At 71.8% G+C, this 16,242-nt stretch carries 16 protein-coding genes; 2 read left to right on the forward strand and 14 right to left on the reverse strand.

Translation table 11 applies throughout. The annotated features are described in order from the left end of the window. The 4 genes from MPPM_RS28585 to MPPM_RS19775 all read right to left on the reverse strand — a co-directional run bounded on the left by MPPM_RS28585 (position 1) and on the right by MPPM_RS19775 (position 2,121). A complete protein-coding gene (locus tag MPPM_RS28585; RefSeq protein WP_173807930.1) occupies positions 1 to 141 on the reverse strand; it encodes a hypothetical protein in 141 nt (46 codons plus the stop codon). A 97-nt stretch (positions 142 to 238) separates the two neighbouring features. Then, a complete protein-coding gene (arsB, locus tag MPPM_RS19765) occupies positions 239 to 1,297 on the reverse strand; it encodes an ACR3 family arsenite efflux transporter (RefSeq protein ID WP_096486515.1) in 1,059 nt (352 codons plus the stop codon). 10 nt (positions 1,298 to 1,307) lie between these two features. After that, a complete protein-coding gene (arsC, locus tag MPPM_RS19770) occupies positions 1,308 to 1,769 on the reverse strand; it encodes an arsenate reductase (glutaredoxin) (RefSeq protein ID WP_096486516.1) in 462 nt (153 codons plus the stop codon). Beyond that, on the reverse strand, positions 1,762 to 2,121 hold the full coding sequence (locus MPPM_RS19775) for an ArsR/SmtB family transcription factor (RefSeq protein WP_096486517.1): 360 nt from the start codon (positions 2,119 to 2,121) through the stop codon (positions 1,762 to 1,764). The genes arsC and MPPM_RS19775 overlap by 8 nt, the downstream gene beginning before the upstream one ends. Positions 2,122 to 2,171: 50 nt before the next feature. On the opposite strand from MPPM_RS19775, the gene arsH reads away from it, so the two are divergent. Both arsH and MPPM_RS19785 read left to right on the forward strand, forming a co-directional pair. Continuing rightward, positions 2,172 to 2,918 carry an arsenical resistance protein ArsH gene (arsH, locus tag MPPM_RS19780; RefSeq protein WP_096486518.1) on the forward strand — a complete coding sequence of 249 codons (747 nt, stop codon included), beginning with the start codon at positions 2,172 to 2,174 and terminating at the stop codon, positions 2,916 to 2,918. Positions 2,919 to 2,961: 43 nt separating this feature from the next. After that, positions 2,962 to 3,846, forward strand: coding sequence for an alpha/beta fold hydrolase (locus tag MPPM_RS19785; protein ID WP_096486519.1), 885 nt, complete (start codon positions 2,962 to 2,964; stop codon positions 3,844 to 3,846). A gap of 31 nt (positions 3,847 to 3,877) precedes the next feature. On the opposite strand, the gene MPPM_RS19790 is transcribed toward MPPM_RS19785, so the two are convergent. The 10 genes from MPPM_RS19790 to MPPM_RS19835 form a co-directional block, all read right to left on the reverse strand. Then, on the reverse strand, positions 3,878 to 4,093 hold the full coding sequence (locus MPPM_RS19790) for a DUF6894 family protein (RefSeq protein ID WP_017484412.1): 216 nt from the start codon (positions 4,091 to 4,093) through the stop codon (positions 3,878 to 3,880). A 234-nt stretch (positions 4,094 to 4,327) separates the two neighbouring features. Then, a complete protein-coding gene (atzF, locus tag MPPM_RS19795) occupies positions 4,328 to 6,148 on the reverse strand; it encodes an allophanate hydrolase (protein WP_096486520.1) in 1,821 nt (606 codons plus the stop codon). A gap of 356 nt (positions 6,149 to 6,504) precedes the next feature. Continuing rightward, on the reverse strand, positions 6,505 to 10,176 hold the full coding sequence (locus MPPM_RS19800) for a 5-oxoprolinase/urea amidolyase family protein (protein WP_096486521.1): 3,672 nt from the start codon (positions 10,174 to 10,176) through the stop codon (positions 6,505 to 6,507). Positions 10,177 to 10,181: 5 nt separating this feature from the next. Then, complete coding sequence (locus tag MPPM_RS19805) at positions 10,182 to 10,799, reverse strand: urea amidolyase associated protein UAAP2 (protein WP_096486522.1); 618 nt, start codon at positions 10,797 to 10,799, stop codon at positions 10,182 to 10,184. Positions 10,800 to 10,815: 16 nt separating this feature from the next. Continuing rightward, a complete protein-coding gene (locus MPPM_RS19810) occupies positions 10,816 to 11,628 on the reverse strand; it encodes an urea amidolyase associated protein UAAP1 (protein ID WP_096486523.1) in 813 nt (270 codons plus the stop codon). Positions 11,629 to 11,717: 89 nt separating this feature from the next. Further along, entirely contained in the window at positions 11,718 to 12,065 is a 348-nt protein-coding gene (locus MPPM_RS19815; RefSeq protein ID WP_096486524.1) for a cupin domain-containing protein, read from the reverse strand. Between the two features lie 12 nt (positions 12,066 to 12,077). Beyond that, positions 12,078 to 13,451: a type III glutamate--ammonia ligase gene (glnT, locus tag MPPM_RS19820; RefSeq protein ID WP_096486525.1), complete on the reverse strand. Its 1,374-nt coding sequence runs from the start codon at positions 13,449 to 13,451 to the stop codon at positions 12,078 to 12,080. A gap of 1 nt (position 13,452) precedes the next feature. Beyond that, positions 13,453 to 14,241: a creatininase family protein gene (locus tag MPPM_RS19825; protein WP_096486526.1), complete on the reverse strand. Its 789-nt coding sequence runs from the start codon at positions 14,239 to 14,241 to the stop codon at positions 13,453 to 13,455. Continuing rightward, positions 14,238 to 15,185: an ABC transporter ATP-binding protein gene (locus MPPM_RS19830; RefSeq protein ID WP_096486527.1), complete on the reverse strand. Its 948-nt coding sequence runs from the start codon at positions 15,183 to 15,185 to the stop codon at positions 14,238 to 14,240. The genes MPPM_RS19825 and MPPM_RS19830 overlap by 4 nt, the downstream gene beginning before the upstream one ends. After that, positions 15,182 to 16,240 (reverse strand): ABC transporter permease, encoded by a 1,059-nt coding sequence (locus MPPM_RS19835; RefSeq protein WP_096486528.1) that lies wholly within the window; start codon positions 16,238 to 16,240, stop codon positions 15,182 to 15,184. The genes MPPM_RS19830 and MPPM_RS19835 overlap by 4 nt, the downstream gene beginning before the upstream one ends. Between the last annotated feature and the right edge of the window lie 2 nt (positions 16,241 to 16,242).

Here is a 16,242-nt window from a genome sequence, read left to right on the forward strand (position 1 = left end):
TCACGATGCGGGCAGCCCGTCGAGGATGGTGAGGGCCAGGATCGCAAGGGCGATCGCCGACCACGCGCCGAGGCCCAGGATCACCAGGGCCAAGACCCGGTCGGCCCTGCATTCGGCGGCGATTTGCCGGAGGACGGTCATGCGGTGCTCTCCACACGGGCGAAGGCCCGGTGGCGCGAGAAGGCCCGCCGACCCCATTAGGGAACAAGCCGAGGACGGGACCCTCGGTCTCAGTCCGTCATAAGGACCGGCCATCGGGGTCGGTCGCGCCCGCCGCGCCGCGCTCGTACCAGCCGCGGCTGCGGTTCACGACCCACACCACCGAGAGCATCACCGGCACCTCGATGAGGACGCCGACCACGGTTGCGAGCGCCGCACCCGAGTCGAAGCCGAACAGGCTGATGGCGGCGGCCACCGCGAGCTCGAAGAAGTTCGAGGCCCCGATCAGAGCCGAGGGGCCGGCGACGCAGTGCTGCTCGCCCGCGATCCGGTTCATGAGGTAGGCGAGCCCCGAATTCAGGTAGACCTGGATGAGGATCGGTACCGCCAGGAGCGCGATGACCGCCGGCTGGGCCAGGATCTGCCCGCCCTGGAAGCCGAACAGCAGGACCAGTGTGGCGAGCAGCGCCGCCAGCGACACCGGCCCGAGCCGGGCGAGCATCCGGTCGAGCGCGCCCGGGCCGCCGGAGGCGATGAGGCGGCGCCGCAGGACCTGCGCGACGAGGACCGGGACCACGATGTAGAGCCCCACCGACAGGACCAGCGTGCCCCAGGGCACTGTGATGGCCGAGAGCCCCAGGAGCAGGCCGACGATGGGGGCGAAGGCCACCACCATGATGGCGTCGTTCAACGCCACCTGGCTCAGCGTGAAGTGCGGTTCGCCGCGCGTCAGGTTCGACCACACGAACACCATCGCGGTGCAGGGCGCGGCCGCCAGGATGATGAGACCCGCGACGTAGCTGTCGATCTGGTCCGCCGGCAGATGGGGCCGGAACAGGGTGCCCACGAACAGCCAAGCCAGCGCTGCCATTGAGAAGGGTTTCACCGCCCAGTTGATGAACAGCGTCACGCCGATGCCGCGCCAGTGCCGCCCGACCCGGCGCAGCGCCGCGAAGTCGATCCTGAGCAGCATGGGGATGACCATCAGCCAGATCAGGACGGCGACGGGCAGGTTCACCCGCGCGATCTCGGCCGCGCCCACGGCGTGGAAGAGGCCGGGCAGGGCGTGGCCCAGCGCGATGCCGGCCACGATGCACAGCGCCACCCAGAGGGTGAGGTAGCGTTCGAACAGGGACACGGGCGCTTCCTCAGGCGGTGGCGACGCGGCGCCCCTGCGCGTCGACGACAGACTCGCCGTCCTCCTTCACGAACTCGCCCTGCTGCGGGGGCAACAGGTCCAGCACCGTCTCGGACGGGCGGCACAGGCGCACGCCCCTCGGGCTCACGACCAGCGGCCGCTCGAGGAGGATCGGGTGGGCCTCGAGCGCGTCGAGGAGCTGCGCGTCGGTGAGCGCCGGGTCGGCGAGGCCGAGCTCGGCATAGGGCGTCCCCTTCTTCCGCAGAGCATCGCGAACCGAGAGGCCGGCGCGGGCGAGCAAATGCCCGAGCAGCGCCCGGCTCGGCGGCGTCTTCAGGTACTCGACCACGTGCGGCTCGATGCCGGCGTTGCGGATCATTGCCAGCGCGTTGCGCGAGGTGCCGCAGGCCGGGTTGTGGTAGATCACGACGTCGAACGGCGCAGGCTTAAGCGCAGGCAGGTGGTCAGGCATGGGCGGGGTCTCCGGCAGGGCCGCCGCAGGGGGACAGGGCGGCGAGCGCGGTCTCGCAGACCTCCGGCCGGCCCTGGCAGCAATCGCGCATCAGGAAGGCGATCAGCGCCGACAGGCCGGCATAGGCGGCGCTGTAGATCACCGACTTGCCCTCGCGCCGGGAGGTGATCAGCCCGGCATGGGCGAGTTCCTTCAGGTGGAAGGAGAGGTTGGTGCTCGCGATTCCGACCGCCGCCGCGAGCGCGCCGGCCGCCAAACCCGCCGGCCCGGCGATGACCAGGGCGCGCACCACCCGCAGGCGGTGCTCCTGGCCCAGCGCAGCGAAGGCCGCGAGGGCTTGCCGTTCGTCCATGATTGATCCATCAATCCAACGTTTGTTGAAACGTACGGAAAGCAGCCGTCTTGGACAAGCCCCAGCAGCCCTTCTCCGACGGGATGCCGAACCTCTCGCAGGCCCATTTCGAGGTGCCCACGGCGGAACGGGTGGAAGCGCGGACGCCGTTGTCCCACGGACCGCGCCTCCTCATCCTCTACGGCTCGCTGCGGGAGCGGTCGTTCAGCCGCTTCCTGGCCTACGAGGCGGCGCGGCTGCTGGAGGCGATGGGCGGCGAGGTGCGGATCTTCCACGCCCACGGCCTGCCGCTGCCCGACGACGCGGCGGCCGACCATCCGAAGGTGCAGGAGCTGCGCGCCCTGTCGATCTGGTCCGAGGGCCAGGTCTGGGTCAGCCCGGAGCGGCACGGCAACCTGACCGGGGTCATGAAGAGCCAGATCGACTGGCTGCCCCTGAGCGAGGGATCCGTGCGCCCGACGCAGGGGCGCACGCTCGCGGTGATGCAGGTCTCGGGCGGCTCGCAGAGCTTCAACGCCGTGAACAGCCTGCGCCTGCTCGGGCGCTGGATGCGGATGGTCACCATCCCGAACCAATCCTCGGTGCCGATGGCCTACAAGGAGTTCGACGAGGCCGGCCGGATGAAGGCCGGTCCGCTCTACGACCGGGTGGTCGATGTCTGCGAGGAGCTGATGAAGTTCACCCTGCTGGTCCGCGGACGCGCCGACCACCTCGTGGACCGCTACTCCGAGCGCAAGGAACGCGAGCCGGCGCGGCTGGCGGCGGTGGCCGCCGATATCGGCTTCGCCAAGCGGTAGGGGCCCCGCCGATCGAGGGGCGGATTCGGCTGAGGTGCGAAGGATGACGGCAGATCCGTTTCTGGCGGGCTTCACGCTGCGCGACATCGACGCCGACGGCCTGCGCATCCGCGCGTCCGTCGGCGGGTCCGGTCCGCCGGTCCTGCTGCTGCACGGGCATCCGCAGACCCACGCGACCTGGCACGCCGTCGCCCCGCCGCTCGCCGAGCGGCACAGCGTCGTGGCGATGGATCTGCGCGGCTACGGCGATTCGGAGAAGCCGAAGGGGGCCGAGCGCCACGCCAACTACGCCAAGCGCGCCATGGCCGCCGACGCGGTCGCGGTGATGCGGCGCCTCGGCCACGACCGCTTCGCCGTGGTCGGGCACGACCGCGGCGGGCGGGTCGCGCACCGCCTCGCGCTCGATCATCCCGAGGCCGTCACCCGGCTCGCCGTCCTCGACATCGCGCCGACCGCGACGATGTATGCCCGCACCGACAAGGCCTTCGCCACGGCGTATTTCTGGTGGTTCTTCCTGATCCAGCCGGCGCCCCTGCCGGAGCGCCTGATCGCGGCCGACCCGGAATTCTTCCTGCGCAGCCATGTCGAGGGGCAGTCGAAGACGCCGGGCAGCCCGAGCCCGGAACTGTTCGCCGAGTATCTGCGCGTCTACCGCGATCCGGCCACGCGCCACGCGATCTGCGAGGATTACCGGGCGGCGGCGGGAATCGACCTGGAGCACGACGCGGACGACGCCGATCGGCGGATCGAGGCGCCCCTCCTGGCGCTCTGGGGCGCCAGGGGGACGGTGGGGCGGACCTACGACGTGCTGGAAACCTGGCGCGAGAAGGCCCGGGACGTGCGCGGCTTCGCCCTCGATTGCGGCCACACCCTGCAGGAGGAGCGGCCCGACCTCGTGCTCGCCGCCCTTCGCGACTTCCTGACTTGAGCGCGCTCCGAATCCGCGGCCCCGCCGGCCGTCACACGAACGGCCTCACCAGCACCCGGCGGCCGCTGAGGTCGTGCACGGTGACGTGCCACTCCGACCAGTCCTCGCGGTCGGCGAGGCTGCTCATCACCGCCTGAGCCACCTCGTCGGCGCGCCGCACGAGGCGGTCGGGAACCCGGATGTCCTTGCCCTGCGCGTCGAACACGCACTCGTAGCCGTTCGTCGCGTGGAAGCGGTAGCGTGCCATCTGCGCCCATCCCTCCTGATCGACTCTGAAAGACGCTTGTTCGCCTTTCGTTCCATATGAGGACAGGATGTGGAAAAGGGCAATGCGACGGACAGCACCAGCAGGGACTTACACCCGGTTTTGATCGGCGGACCGGGTTGTGGACAGGCTGGCGCCGCCCCGGCCCGGCCGACGGTCCGTGCCGGCGTCGCATCGCTCGCGCCCCTCACCCCACGAGCGGGGCCCCGGCAACCCTCAGGCCGCGGCCTCCCCCGAGGCGAGATAGGCGCGCCAGCCGCCGTGCCCGCTGATGTCGCGCGCGTCCGTGAGCCCCGCCGCCTCCGCCAGAAACCCCTTCGGCGTCGTGCCGTCGGACAGCGACAGCGTCCCGATCGCCAGCGGCGAGGGGATGCCCGCCACGAAGCGGCCGAAGGCGTCCGGCGCCAGCGCCCACACCTCGGTCTCGATCGCGGCGCCGGAGCCGGGCGCGACGCGGATCAGGCCGGGCCGGGCCGGCGGGCCGCCGGGGAGGGCGTATAGGCGGTAATCCGGCCTCGTCGGGGCGGCGCGCAGGAAGCGGGCGCCGCGGGCGGTCAGCTCGCCGTTGAGCGGCAGGCCGGACAGGTGCGCGCCGACCACCGCGACCTCGATCTCCTCGCCCTGCGCGCGATCCCCGCGCGGCGCGGGCCCCGCCGGGACCGGCACGCCGCTCGCCCCGAGGGTGGCGCCGGCCGCTTCGTGGAGGCGGGCGCCGAGTTCGGCGAGGAGCCCGTCGGCCCCGCGCGGCGCGATCAGGGTGACGCCCGACGGAAAACCGTCGCCGCGCCACCGCCCCGGCACGGCGAGGGCGCAGAGGTCGAGCAGGTTGACGAAGTTGGTGTAGGTGCCGAGCTCGCTGTTGGGACCGACCGGGTCGGCGGCGAGGTCGGCGACCCGGCGCGGGCGCGGATAGGTCGGCACCACGAGCACGTCGATGCCGCGCCAGACGGCTTCCGTGGCGCGGCGGAGTTCGGCGAGGCGGTAGAGGCCGGCGAAGGCGTCCGCCGCCGCGTGACGGGTGGCCGCGCCGATGATCGCCCGCGTGGTCGGGTGCAGGGAATCGGGGCGCGCCTCGATGAAGCCGCGGATCGCCTGATAGCGCTCGGCCACCCAGGGGCCGGCATAGAGGAGTTCCGCCACCGCGAAGAAGGGCGCGAGATCGATGTCGGCCGTCCCGCGCCCGAGCACCGCCCGGAGGTCGGCGAGCGACGCGTCGAACGCCGCCTCCGAGAGCGCGTCGCCGCCGAAGATCCGGCCCGCCGCGTCCGGCACGCCGACGCGCAGGCCGGGCGGCAGGCTGCCGGGGCGGGGCGGGACGGGCAGGGCGCGGGAATACGGATCCTGCGGATCGTAGCCGGCGATGATCCGGTAGACCGTGTCGGCCTCCGCCACGGTGCCGGCGAAGACGGAGAGGGTATCGAGCGTGCGGCAGGCGGGAACGACGCCCCGGCCCGACACGCTGCCGAGGGAGGGCTTCAGCCCCACGATGTTGTTGAGGCCGGCCGGCACCCGGCCCGATCCCGCCGTGTCGGTGCCCAGCGCGAAGGCGACGAGGCCGCGCGCCACCGCCACCGCCGAGCCGGACGAGGAGCCGCCCGGCACGACGGCCGGATCGCAGGCGTTCCTCGGGGCCGGGTAGGGCGTGCGCAGGCCGACCAAGCCGGTGGCGAACTGATCGAGATTGGTCTTGCCGACGAGCAGCGCGCCGGCCGCGAGCAGGCGCTCCACCGCCGGGGCGGTCGCCTGCGGCGTGTAGGCGAAATCGGGGCAGGCGGCGGTGGTGGGCAGGCCGGCCACGTCGACATTGTCCTTCACGGCGAAGGGCACGCCCCAGAGCGGCTTCTGCGCGGGGTCGAAGGGGCCGAGCGCGCGGGCGGCGGCCCGCATCTCCGCCTCCGGCACCCGCGCGAGGAAGATGCCGGGATCGTCCGTGGCGGCGATCCGGCGATAGGTCTCGGCCACCACCGCCTCGGGCGAGAGCCCCTCGGCGTAGGCGGCGTGGAGCGCGCTCAGGCTCGGGAAGGCGGGAACCGGCATGGATCTCTCACGTCCGTGAAGGGGCGTCGTGCCGGCGGCACCTCGCCCGGAATGCGAAGAAGGTTTCTGGCGATCCGAGCCGGCCGCGAGGCTCGAGACCCGTGTTTTTGCCTCGCCCCGAAAGCCGGCGGCCACCGTTCGGGACGGTGCCCTATCGCGGCGCCCCGCGGCCCCGGCCGCCCCGCGGCAGCCGCCCGGCGGCCTTGGCCTGAAGGCCCAGCACGACGAGGCCGAGGAGCCCGGCGAGGGCGCGGTGGATCTGCTGCATCATCGGCCGTCTCCGTGTCGGTGCGGGGATCGCGCCGGGCGGGGCCGCCGTCCGAGCGCCGGCGGTCCTTGCAAGATCCGGCCCGGCCTCAGATCTCGAGGACGGCGACGAGGTCGCCGCCGCGCAGGGTGCGGCCGGGCTGGGCCCGGATCTCCCGCACACGGCCGCCGACGGGGGCGGTGACCGCGACCTCCATCTTCATCGATTCGAGGATCGCCACCGTCTGGCCGGCCGCCACCGCCTCGCCCTCGCCGACCAGAACCTTCCAGACATTGCCCGGCACGGTGGTCGGCACGCCCTCGCAGCCCGGCGGGATCGCGGCGGCCTCCTCGGCCACGGCCTCGTCGGCGACGAAGCTGTCGAGGCCCTCCGCCTTCCAGCGCTCGCGCTCGGCGGCGAAGGCCGCCCTCTGGCGCTCCCCCGCGCGTGCGATCTCGGCGGCGTTGTCCGCGAGCATCGTCCGGTGCGCGGCGTAGGAGAACGTGCCCTCCTCGATCCGCACCGGATAGGCCCCGTGCGGGAAGGCGGCACGCGCCTCGGTCAGCTCGGCGTGGCTGACGGGGACGAAGCGGATGCGGTCGAAGGGCCGCAGCAGCCAGGGATGGCCGGGCACGAAGTCGCGGGTCGTGCGCCACGTGTTCCAGATCTGGATCGTGCGCCCGAAGAGCTGGTACCCGCCCGGCCCCTCCATGCCGTAGATGCACATATAGGCGCCGCCGATGCCGACGGCGTTCTCCGGCGTCCAGGTGCGGGCCGGGTTGTACTTCGTCGTCACGAGGCGGTGGCGCGGATCGACCGGGGTCGCCACCGGAGCGCCGAGATAGACGTCGCCGAGCCCCATCACGAGGTACTCGGCGTCGAAGATGATGCGGCGCACCGCCTCTTCGTCGGGCAGGCCGTTGATGCGGCGGATGAACTCGATGTTCGACGGGCACCAGGGCGCGTTGGGGCGCACCAGTTCCTGGTACTTGCGCATGGCGAGCTCGGCCTGCGGGTCGTTCCACGACAGCGGCAGGTGCACCGTGCGGCTCGGGACGCTGACATCCTCGGCCGCCGGCAGGCCGGCCTCGATCTCGTGCAGCAGCCCGAGGAGGCGGGGGCGCGGCAGCGCGGCGCCGTCGTAGTGGATCTGCAGCGAGCGGATGCCCGGCGTCAGGTCGATCAGCCCCGGCAGGCGGGCGGCGCGCACCGCCTCGGCGAGCAGATGGACCCGCAGCCGCAACCCGATATCGAGGGCCATTGGGCCGTACTCGACGAGGAGGTTGTCGTCGCCCTGGCGGCGATAGGCGACTGGCACCGGGCCGGTCTCGTCGCGGGCGAGGATCGGCGAGCCGTATTGCCCTCCCCCCTCTGCGGGGGAGGGTGCCCCCCGAAGGGGGGTGGGAGAGGGGGGCGACGGTGCAGATGCGGTCGCGTCCTTCATGAAGGTTGCGCCGTCGCCGGCAACGTCGCTCCCCTCTCCCGCCTGCTCCGCAGTCACCCTCCCCCGCAGAGGGGGGAGGGTCTCGATCAGCGCCTCATCCTCCGGCCGTTCGACTGGCCGGAACCGCACGCGGTCGCCGGGCCGGAGCTGGCCCATCTTCCACAAGTCCTCGCGGGCGATCACAGCGGGGCAGACGAAGCCGCCGAGACTCGGGCCGTCGGGGCCGAGCAGGATCGGCATGTCGCCGGTGAAGTCGATGGCGCCGACGGCGTAGGCGTTGTCGTGCAGGTTGGAAGGATGCAGGCCCGCCTCGCCGCCGTCGGTCCGGGCCCAGCGCGGCGTCGGGCCGATCAGGCGCACGCCGGTGCGGGCCGAGTTGAAGTGCACCTCGTAGGACGCCGAGAACAGGTCGGCGATGTCGGCCTCCTGGAAGAAGTCCGGCGCCCCGTGCGGGCCGTAGACGACGCCGATCGCCCAATCCTGGGTCAGCGGCGCGGGCTCGGGCGACGCGGCCGCGACCTCCGGCGCGTCGCCGAGATGGAGCACGTCGCCGGCCTTCAGCACGCCGGTGGCGTGGCCGCCAAAGGCGCCGAGCGCGAAGGTCGCCCGCGAACCGAGGACCAAGGGCGCGGCGAAGCCGCCGCGCAACGCCAGATAGGCGCGCTGGCCCGGCCCCTCGATCGGGCCGATGGCGAGCGTCTGGCCCGCCGTCACCGCAAACGCCTGAGCGTGCGGGCGCGGCTCACCGTCGAGGGTGAGCCGCATCGCGGCGCCCGCGAGCGCCACCCGGGCGTCGGCGTGGAAGCGCAGCGTCGGGCCCGAGACCGTGAGTTCGAGGGCGCAGGTCTGCGGATCGTTGCCGACCAGGGCGTTGGCGGCGCGGAAGGAGCGGGCATCCATCGGCCCGCTCGGCGGCACGCCGACCTCCCACAGGCCCAGCCGGCCGGGCAGCTCCTGCAGGCTCGATTGCGGGCCGGGCAGCAGAACCTCGATGCTGCGCGGGCGATAATCGAGGTCGCGCAGGGCCGTGGTCGCGACCCGGCCCCCGGCGAAGAGATCGGAGGCGGCGATGGTGCGCAGGTAGTCGAGATTGGTCTCGATGCCGGAGATTGCGGTCTCGGCGAGCGCCGCCCGGAGCGCCGCGATCGCCGCCGGCCGGTCGGCGCCGGTGACGATGATCTTGGCCAGCATCGGATCGTAGAACGGCGTCACCTCGGTGCCCGCGTCGATCCAGCCGTCGATGCGGGCGTCCGATGGAAACCGCACCTCGGTGAGCAGGCCGGCGCTGGGGGAAAAATTGGCGTGCGGGATCTCGGCGTAGAGCCGCGCCTCGATCGCCGCGCCCCGCGGCACGAGCGGGCCGGCCTCGCCGATCGGATCCTCGCCCGCGGCTTGGCGCACCATCCACTCGACGAGGTCGATGCCGAACACGGCCTCCGTCACCGGATGCTCGACCTGGAGCCGCGTGTTCACTTCAAGGAACGAGAAGTTTTCGCGATCCGGATCGTAGATGAACTCGACCGTGCCGGCGGAGGCGTAGGCGACGCTCTCCCCCAACGCCACCGCCGCGGCGTGAAGCCGGGCGCGGACCGTGTCGGAGAGACCGGGGGCGGGCGTCTCCTCGATCACCTTCTGGTTCCGGCGCTGGAGCGAGCAGTCGCGCTCGCCGAGCGCCACGACGCGGCCCTTGCCATCGCCGAAGATCTGCACCTCGACATGGCGCGCCCGCGCCACGAAGCGTTCGAGATAGACCCGGGCATCGCCGAAGCTGGCCCGCGCCGTGCGCTCGACCGCGGCGAAGCGCTCGGCCAGTTCCTGCGCCGAATGGCAGAGCTGCATCCCGATGCCGCCGCCGCCCGCCGTGCTCTTGAGCATGACGGGGTAGCCGATCGCCTCGGCGGCACTCAGCGCGGTCTCGACGTCGGGCAATAGATCGGTGCCGGGCAGGAGCGGGACGCCGCTGGCCTTGGCGAGGTCGCGGGCGGTGTGCTTGAGGCCGAAGGCGCGCAGATGCTCCGGGCGCGGGCCGATGAAGACGAGGCCCTCCGCCGCCAGCCGCTCGGCGAAGCCGACATTCTCCGAGAGGAAGCCGTAGCCGGGATGGACGGCCTCGGCGCCGGTCGCCTTGCAGGCGGCGATGACGGCCTCGACGTCGAGATAGCTCTGCGCGGCCGGCGCGGGGCCGAGGCGCACGGCCTCGTCGGCGGCGAGCACGCCGGGGGTGAAGCGGTCGGCGTCGGAATAGACGGCGACGGAAGTGATGCCCATGCGCTTGAGCGTGCGCACGACGCGGGCGGCGATCTCGCCGCGATTGGCGACCAGGACCTTGCGGAACATGGCGATCAGCCCTCGCGCACCGTCACGCGGATCGGCGTGGGGTTGAAGCCGTTGCAGGGGTTGTTGATCTGCGGGCAGTTCGAGATCACGCAGATCACGTCCATCTCAGCCCTGAGCTCGACATAGTCGCCGGGCGACGAGACGCCGTCGACGATGGCGAGCCCGCCATCCTGCTCGATCGGCACGTTCATGAAGAAGTTGATGTTCGGCACGATGTCGCGCTTCGACAGGCCGTACTTCGCCACCTCCAGGGCGAAGTTCTCGCGGCAGGCGTGGAGATACTTGGTGGCGTGGCCGAAGCGGACGGTGTTGCTCTCGCAGGAGCAGGCCCCGGCGGAGGTGTCGTGGCGCCCGCAGGAATCGGCGGTGACGACCAGCATCACCCGGCCCTCGTTCGACATCACCCGCGTGCCCGTGGTGACGTAGGCTGCGCCCTGCGCACGCACCGTATCCTGAGACGAGTAGCGCTCGCCCATGTCGTCGGCCCGGTAGAACAGGGTGTCGACAGCCTGGCAGCCTTCCATGTCCTCGATGCGGATCGTCTGGCCGGCCCGCACGAGGGTGGAGAACGGCGCCTGGGCGGGCACGACCTGATCGAAAAGCGTGGTCACGGTATTGGTCATCGGTCTTGCCTCCCCCTCAGAAGCCGGCAGCGGCGTTGTTCTCGAAGCCGCGCACGGCCTCGATCGTGGCGGTGCGGCAGAGGTCGTCCGCCGCCGGGGCAGGGGCGCGGAAGCGGGTGACGGCGACCGGGTTCGGCGCGTAGTCGGGGGCCGGGTCGAGGGGGTGGGGGCAGTTCGAGAGGGCGACGGTCAGGTCCATTTCGGCGCGCAGATCGACGAAATCGCCCGCCGCGCGGCCAGCGGCGTTCCAACTGAGGCGGCCCTCCGGCCCGACCGCGACGGGGGCGAAGAAGGTGATGCAGGGGGGGATGTCGCGCCGATCGAGCCCGCTCTTGAGGGCGGCCAGCACGAGGTTGTCGCGGGTGTTGCGGTGCGGGCCGCCGGCATAGCGCGCCGCGTTCGAGGCGGCATCGGACCCACCGGTCAAGGCATCGTGCGCCCCGCAGGAATCCTCGATCATCGAAAACATCACCCGGCCCATGTCGGAGAACAGCACACGGCCCTTCCGCAGGGCGGCCGTCCACTGCACCTTGACGGTGTCGGCGTAGTTCAGCCGTTCGCTCGGATCGGCGGCCGACCACGCCACCAGCGCGACGCTCGACAGGCCGTAATCGAGGCCGAGGCGCAGCGCCTCGCCGGCTTTCAGCGCCGTGGTCCAGTACCAGCCGCCGGGGATCGTCTCGCGGTGGAGGATCGCGGTCGCGTCGAGCGGCACGCCGCCGCGCGGGCTCGGGCCGGGCAGGGCGCGCGGGGCGTGGCCCTGGCCCGCCCGCTTCAGTTCCTCGTAGCGGCGGCGGTTCTCGGCGATCGCACTCGCTTCATTCGACATTGCGCATGTCTCCGATGAGGGCCGGGTCGTCCCGGTCGAAGCGCCCTGTCGCGGCCGGGTCGTCCCAGCAGGCCAGTCTTGTGATGGGGCTACTCGTAGAAGGCGAAGAGCTTGCGGGCGGGCTCGACGATCTCCCAGGTGCCGGTGAAGCCGGCAGGCGAAACGAAGGCGTCGCCGGCCCGGAAGGTCGTCTGCTCGCCGGCCTCGTCGGTGACGACGATCACCCCTTCGAGCAGGTGGCAGAACTCGCTCTCGGTGAAGACGACCCGCCACGTGCCCCGCTCGGCGGCCCAGGTGCCGGCGGAGAAGCGCCCGTCGGCGCTGGTGAAGTGGAGCGTCGCGGTCTGGACCGGGTCGCCGGCCAGGATGCGCTCCGGGGCCGGCCGGTAGGTCGCGGGTTCGGCGCAAGAATTCGCGAAGGCGATGACTTTGGTCATGAAAGCCTCCGCCTAGAACAGGTGGCTGTAGCGCTCGATCTCCCACGGGCTGACCGTGAGATGGTAGGCGTTCCACTCCTCGCGCTTGGTGCGGATGAATTCCTCGCGAAGCCCTGCGCCCAGCGTCGCCTCGACCAGCGGGTCGGCGGCGAAGGCGTCGACCGCCTCCTGCAGGGTCTGGGGCAGGAAGCCGATGCCGCGCGCCCGGCGCTCGCCGTCGCTCAGCTCGTAGAGGTTGTCCTCGTTGGGCTGGCCCGGATCGATCCGCTCGCGCACGCCCTCCAGGCCCGCCGCGAGCACCAGGGCGGCGGCGAGGTAGGGGTTGACGGCGCCGTCGGCGTTGCGGCTCTCGCAGCGCCCGCCGCCGGCCGGCACGCGCACGGAGTTGGTGCGGTTGTTCGAGCCGTAGGAATTGAACACCGGCGCCCAGGAGAAGCCGGCCATCGCCCCCTGGCGCACGAGGCGCTTGTAGCTGTTCACGGTGGGCGCGAAGGCGGCGCAGAGCGCCCTTCCGTGGCGCAGCACGCCGCCGATGAAGTGGTAGCCGGTCTCGGTGAGGCCCAGGCCCCGGGGATCCTCGTTGGGCGCGCAGGCGAAGAGGTTGCGGCCCGTCTCCCGGTCGGAGAGCGACATGTTGAAATGCGCGCCGTTACCGGTGCGGTCGGCGAAGGGTTTCGGCATCATCGTCGCGATCAGCCCTTCCTCCTTCGCGTAATGCTTGGTCATCATGCGAAAGAAGGTCAGCCGGTCGCAGGTGGTCAGCGCGTCGGCGTAGTTGAAATCGAACTCGAACTGGCCGTTCGCGTCCTCGTGGTCGAACGAGTACAGGTCCCAGCCGAGATCGTTGATCGTGGTCGCGACCTTGTCGAGCCAGGAGAAGTTGTCGATGAAGCCGCGCACGTCGTAGCAGGGCTTCACCAGCTTATCGTCCGCCACCGGCGTGTGCAGCGAGCCGTCGGCGGCCTGGCGCAGCAAAAAAATCTCGCACTCGATGCCGAGATTGAAGCCGAAGCCCATCGCCTCGGCCTGGGCCAGGACGTTCTTGAGGGCGACGCGGGTCGAGAGCGGGTAGGGCTTGCCCTGGAAGGTCAGGTCGGCGGGCGCCCAGGCGAGCTTGCTCTCCCAGGGCAGCGGGATGACGCGCGACAGGTCGGGGACCGAGGCGAGTTCGTCCTCGTTTGGGGCTTGTCCCAGGCCGTCGAGGGCGTAGCCGGTATAGCGCTCGGAGCCCGCCGCCATCTGCGGCAGGTGGTCGATCGGCACCACCTTGGCCTTCTGCACCCCGTGGATGTCGACATAGGCGCCGATGACGTACTTCACGCCCTTGGCTCGCAGATCCTCCTGCACGGCGCGGACCTGCGGGTCGATGTCGGTCGCTTGGCCCATTTCAGGCTCCTGGCATGGGGACGGCGGGGCCGTCGTAGGAATGGGGAAGGGGCGGGGTCTCGGTGAGCCCACGGCGGACGAGGGCGGTCAGGTCCTCGACCATCCAGGCGAACAGCTCGGCACCCTCCGCGGCACTCGCCTGCGAGGGGGTGCCGGTGACGCCGTTGCGGCTGGTGCGGTTGACCGGGTGGGCGAAGACGAGGCCACCGGTCCGATCGGGATCATCGGCCTGCGCGATGCGGTCCTCCCGCACCAGGGCAGGGGCCACGGCCTGCATCAGCGCGGTCTCGGCCCGGTTGGCGTGCCAGTCCTCGGCGTCCAGGAAATGGGCGGCGCGCACCCGCTCGCTGACGGTGGCGGTGTTGATCAGCGCCACCATCAGGTCGTCGTGGGCCGCCCGCAGGAGTTCGAGGGCGCAGCGCAGGGGGGCGGCGTTGGTGACGTGGGCGTTGACGAGGAACAGGCGGCGCACACCGGAGTGATGGGCCTGTTCCCCGATCTGCCGGACGAGGTCGGTCATCAGCAGCGGGTCGAGGGCGATGGTGCCGGGCCAGCGCCGGGAATGGCCGAGCGAGCAGCCGTAGGGGAGGGTGGGCAGCATCGGCACGTCGGTGCGGTCCGAGACCGCGCGGCAGACGGCATCGGCCAGCACGAAATCCATGCCGCAGCCGAGGTGCGGCCCGTGCTGCTCGGTGGCGCCGATCGGCAGGAGCGCGGCCTGCGCGGCGCCCGCGAGGTCACCGGGGATCTCCTCCCAGGTGCGGTCGGACCAAAGGAGAGGCGTGCTCATTCGACCTCGTCCCCCACGCTCGCCATGCGGGTGACCATGTCGAGGCTGCCCAGATCGGCCGGGCCGTCGGCCTCGGCTTCACCTGGATGAATCAGCGCGTCGAGCCGGGCGCGGGTGGCGTGGAATTCCGGCATCTGCATCTGTCCGGGATGGCGCGGCCGGGGCACCGGCACCTCGATCAGCTCCTCGACCTCGCCGGGATGGGCCTTCAGGACGAGGATGCGGTCGGCGAGATAGACCGCCTCGTCGAGGTCGTGAGTGATGAAGACGATGGTGATGTCGATCTTGCGCCAGATCTCGATCAGGTAGGCCTGCATCCGGGCGCGGGACTGCGCGTCCAGCGCCGAGAACGGCTCGTCCATCAGGAGGATGCGCGGGCGCATGGCCAGCGCGCGGGCGATGGCGACGCGCTGCTTCATGCCGCCGGAGAGCTGGTGCGGATAGGCGTCGGCGAAGCGCTCCAGCCCGATCAGCGCCAGCCATTGCAGCGCCTCGCGCTCGGCCACATGCCGGGCCTCGCCGTTCTCCTCGAGCCCGAAGGCGACGTTGCGCTTGACGGTGAGCCAGGGGAACAGGGTGTAGCCCTGGAACACCATGCCCCGGTCGGCGCCCGGACCCGATACCGGCACGCCGCCGACGCTGACGGTGCCCGAACTCTTGGTCTCGAGCCCGGCGAGGATGCGCACGAAGGTCGACTTGCCGCAGCCCGACGGCCCGACGACGCAGAGGAATTCGCGGCGATGGGTGACGAGGTCGATGCCGCGCAAAGCCACGGTCTCGCCGCCGTCCGCGTTGCGGAACACCTTGCCGAGTCCCTCGACCCTGAGCGCGACCTCGCGGGCCTTCAGCCGCTCGAAGCGGGCGCGCACGGGCTCGCACTGGGTGCGGTAGTCGCAGGCCTCGATCGGCAGGGTGATGGGGGCGCTGCTGGTGCCGTCGCTCATGCCTCGGCCCTCGCATAGGGGAAGAGCCGGCGGCCGAGCAGCGCGAGCGCGATGTCGGTGGCGATGCCAACGAGGCCGATCACGAGGATCGCGGCGTAGACGTTGTCGAAATGCTGGTAGCGGGCCTGCTGGGTGATGAAGAAGGTGATGCCCGAGGAGGTGCCGATCAGCTCGGCGACGATCAGGTAGGTCCAGGCCCAGCCGAGCAGGATGCGCTGGTCGCGGTAGATCTGCGGCAGCACGGCCGGCACGATCACCCGGCGGATCAGGCGCAGGTTGCGCGAGCCCATGGTGAGGGCGGCCTCGACCAGCAGAGGATCGACCCGGCGGGTGGTGTTGGCGATGACGAGCACCTGCTGGAAGAAGGTGCCGATGACGATGATGGCGATCTTCGGCCCGTCGTAGATCCCGAGGATCGCGACCATCAGCGCGCCGAAGGCGGGCGCCGGCAGGTAGCGCACGAACTCGATCACGGGCTCGGTCAGCCGGGCGATGGTGGGCTGCGCCCCGCACAGCACGCCCAGGGGCACGCCGACCAGGGAGGAGAGGGTAAAACCCCAGAAGATGATCTGGATCGAGTGCCACAGGCTCGCGGGCAGCCAGATCGCGTCGCGCTGCGGCGGCGGCGCGGTCAGCGCGGTCCAGAAGGCGGTCGCGACCTCGTGCGGCGCCGGCAGGTAGACCGGGTTGGCGGAGCGACCCTCGGGCAGGGCGGTACCGGCGCCCTGGGCGGCCGCGACCTCCTCGGCGAAGGCCGCCCGCGGCACCCGCATGCCGGGCTCCATCCAGGCCACGTCGCCGGGGTTCGTCACCTCGACCAGGGGGTGCCAGAGGAAGGGAAGGTAGGAGACGGCCGCCCACAGGCCGAGCGGAATCAGGAAGGAGAGGAGCGTCAGCGCCCCGTGCCGCCGCCGCGACAGCGGGCGGGCGACGCCGACCCAGGAGCGCCGCGCCCGGCCGGCGACGGGGGCCGCACCCGCCACCGGCGGGAGCGGGGTGACCGCCGCCGGAGCGGCGTCCGGCTCGGAACCGGATTGGATCGGCCGGGCGCGCATCC

The sequence above is a fragment of the Methylorubrum populi genome, assembly GCF_002355515.1.
GTDB lineage: Bacteria > Pseudomonadota > Alphaproteobacteria > Rhizobiales > Beijerinckiaceae > Methylobacterium > Methylobacterium populi_A.

Bases quoted from the DNA above. Each gene is read 5' to 3' on its own strand.
- MPPM_RS19825 (WP_096486526.1), bottom strand. From the start codon at position 14,241: ATGAGCACGCCTCTCCTTTGGTCCGACCGCACCTGGGAGGAGATCCCC.
- MPPM_RS19775 (WP_096486517.1), bottom strand. From the start codon at position 2,121: ATGGACGAACGGCAAGCCCTCGCGGCCTTCGCTGCGCTGGGCCAGGAG.
- MPPM_RS19805 (WP_096486522.1), bottom strand. From the start codon at position 10,799: ATGACCAATACCGTGACCACGCTTTTCGATCAGGTCGTGCCCGCCCAG.
- atzF (WP_096486520.1), bottom strand. From the start codon at position 6,148: ATGCCGGTTCCCGCCTTCCCGAGCCTGAGCGCGCTCCACGCCGCCTAC.
- MPPM_RS19800 (WP_096486521.1), bottom strand. From the start codon at position 10,176: ATGTTCCGCAAGGTCCTGGTCGCCAATCGCGGCGAGATCGCCGCCCGC.
- MPPM_RS28585 (WP_173807930.1), bottom strand. From the start codon at position 141: ATGACCGTCCTCCGGCAAATCGCCGCCGAATGCAGGGCCGACCGGGTC.
- MPPM_RS19785 (WP_096486519.1), top strand. From the start codon at position 2,962: ATGACGGCAGATCCGTTTCTGGCGGGCTTCACGCTGCGCGACATCGAC.
- MPPM_RS19835 (WP_096486528.1), bottom strand. From the start codon at position 16,240: ATGCGCGCCCGGCCGATCCAATCCGGTTCCGAGCCGGACGCCGCTCCG.
- glnT (WP_096486525.1), bottom strand. From the start codon at position 13,451: ATGGGCCAAGCGACCGACATCGACCCGCAGGTCCGCGCCGTGCAGGAG.
- MPPM_RS19830 (WP_096486527.1), bottom strand. From the start codon at position 15,185: ATGAGCGACGGCACCAGCAGCGCCCCCATCACCCTGCCGATCGAGGCC.
- arsC (WP_096486516.1), bottom strand. From the start codon at position 1,769: ATGCCTGACCACCTGCCTGCGCTTAAGCCTGCGCCGTTCGACGTCGTG.
- MPPM_RS19815 (WP_096486524.1), bottom strand. From the start codon at position 12,065: ATGACCAAAGTCATCGCCTTCGCGAATTCTTGCGCCGAACCCGCGACC.
- MPPM_RS19810 (WP_096486523.1), bottom strand. From the start codon at position 11,628: ATGTCGAATGAAGCGAGTGCGATCGCCGAGAACCGCCGCCGCTACGAG.
- MPPM_RS19790 (WP_017484412.1), bottom strand. From the start codon at position 4,093: ATGGCACGCTACCGCTTCCACGCGACGAACGGCTACGAGTGCGTGTTC.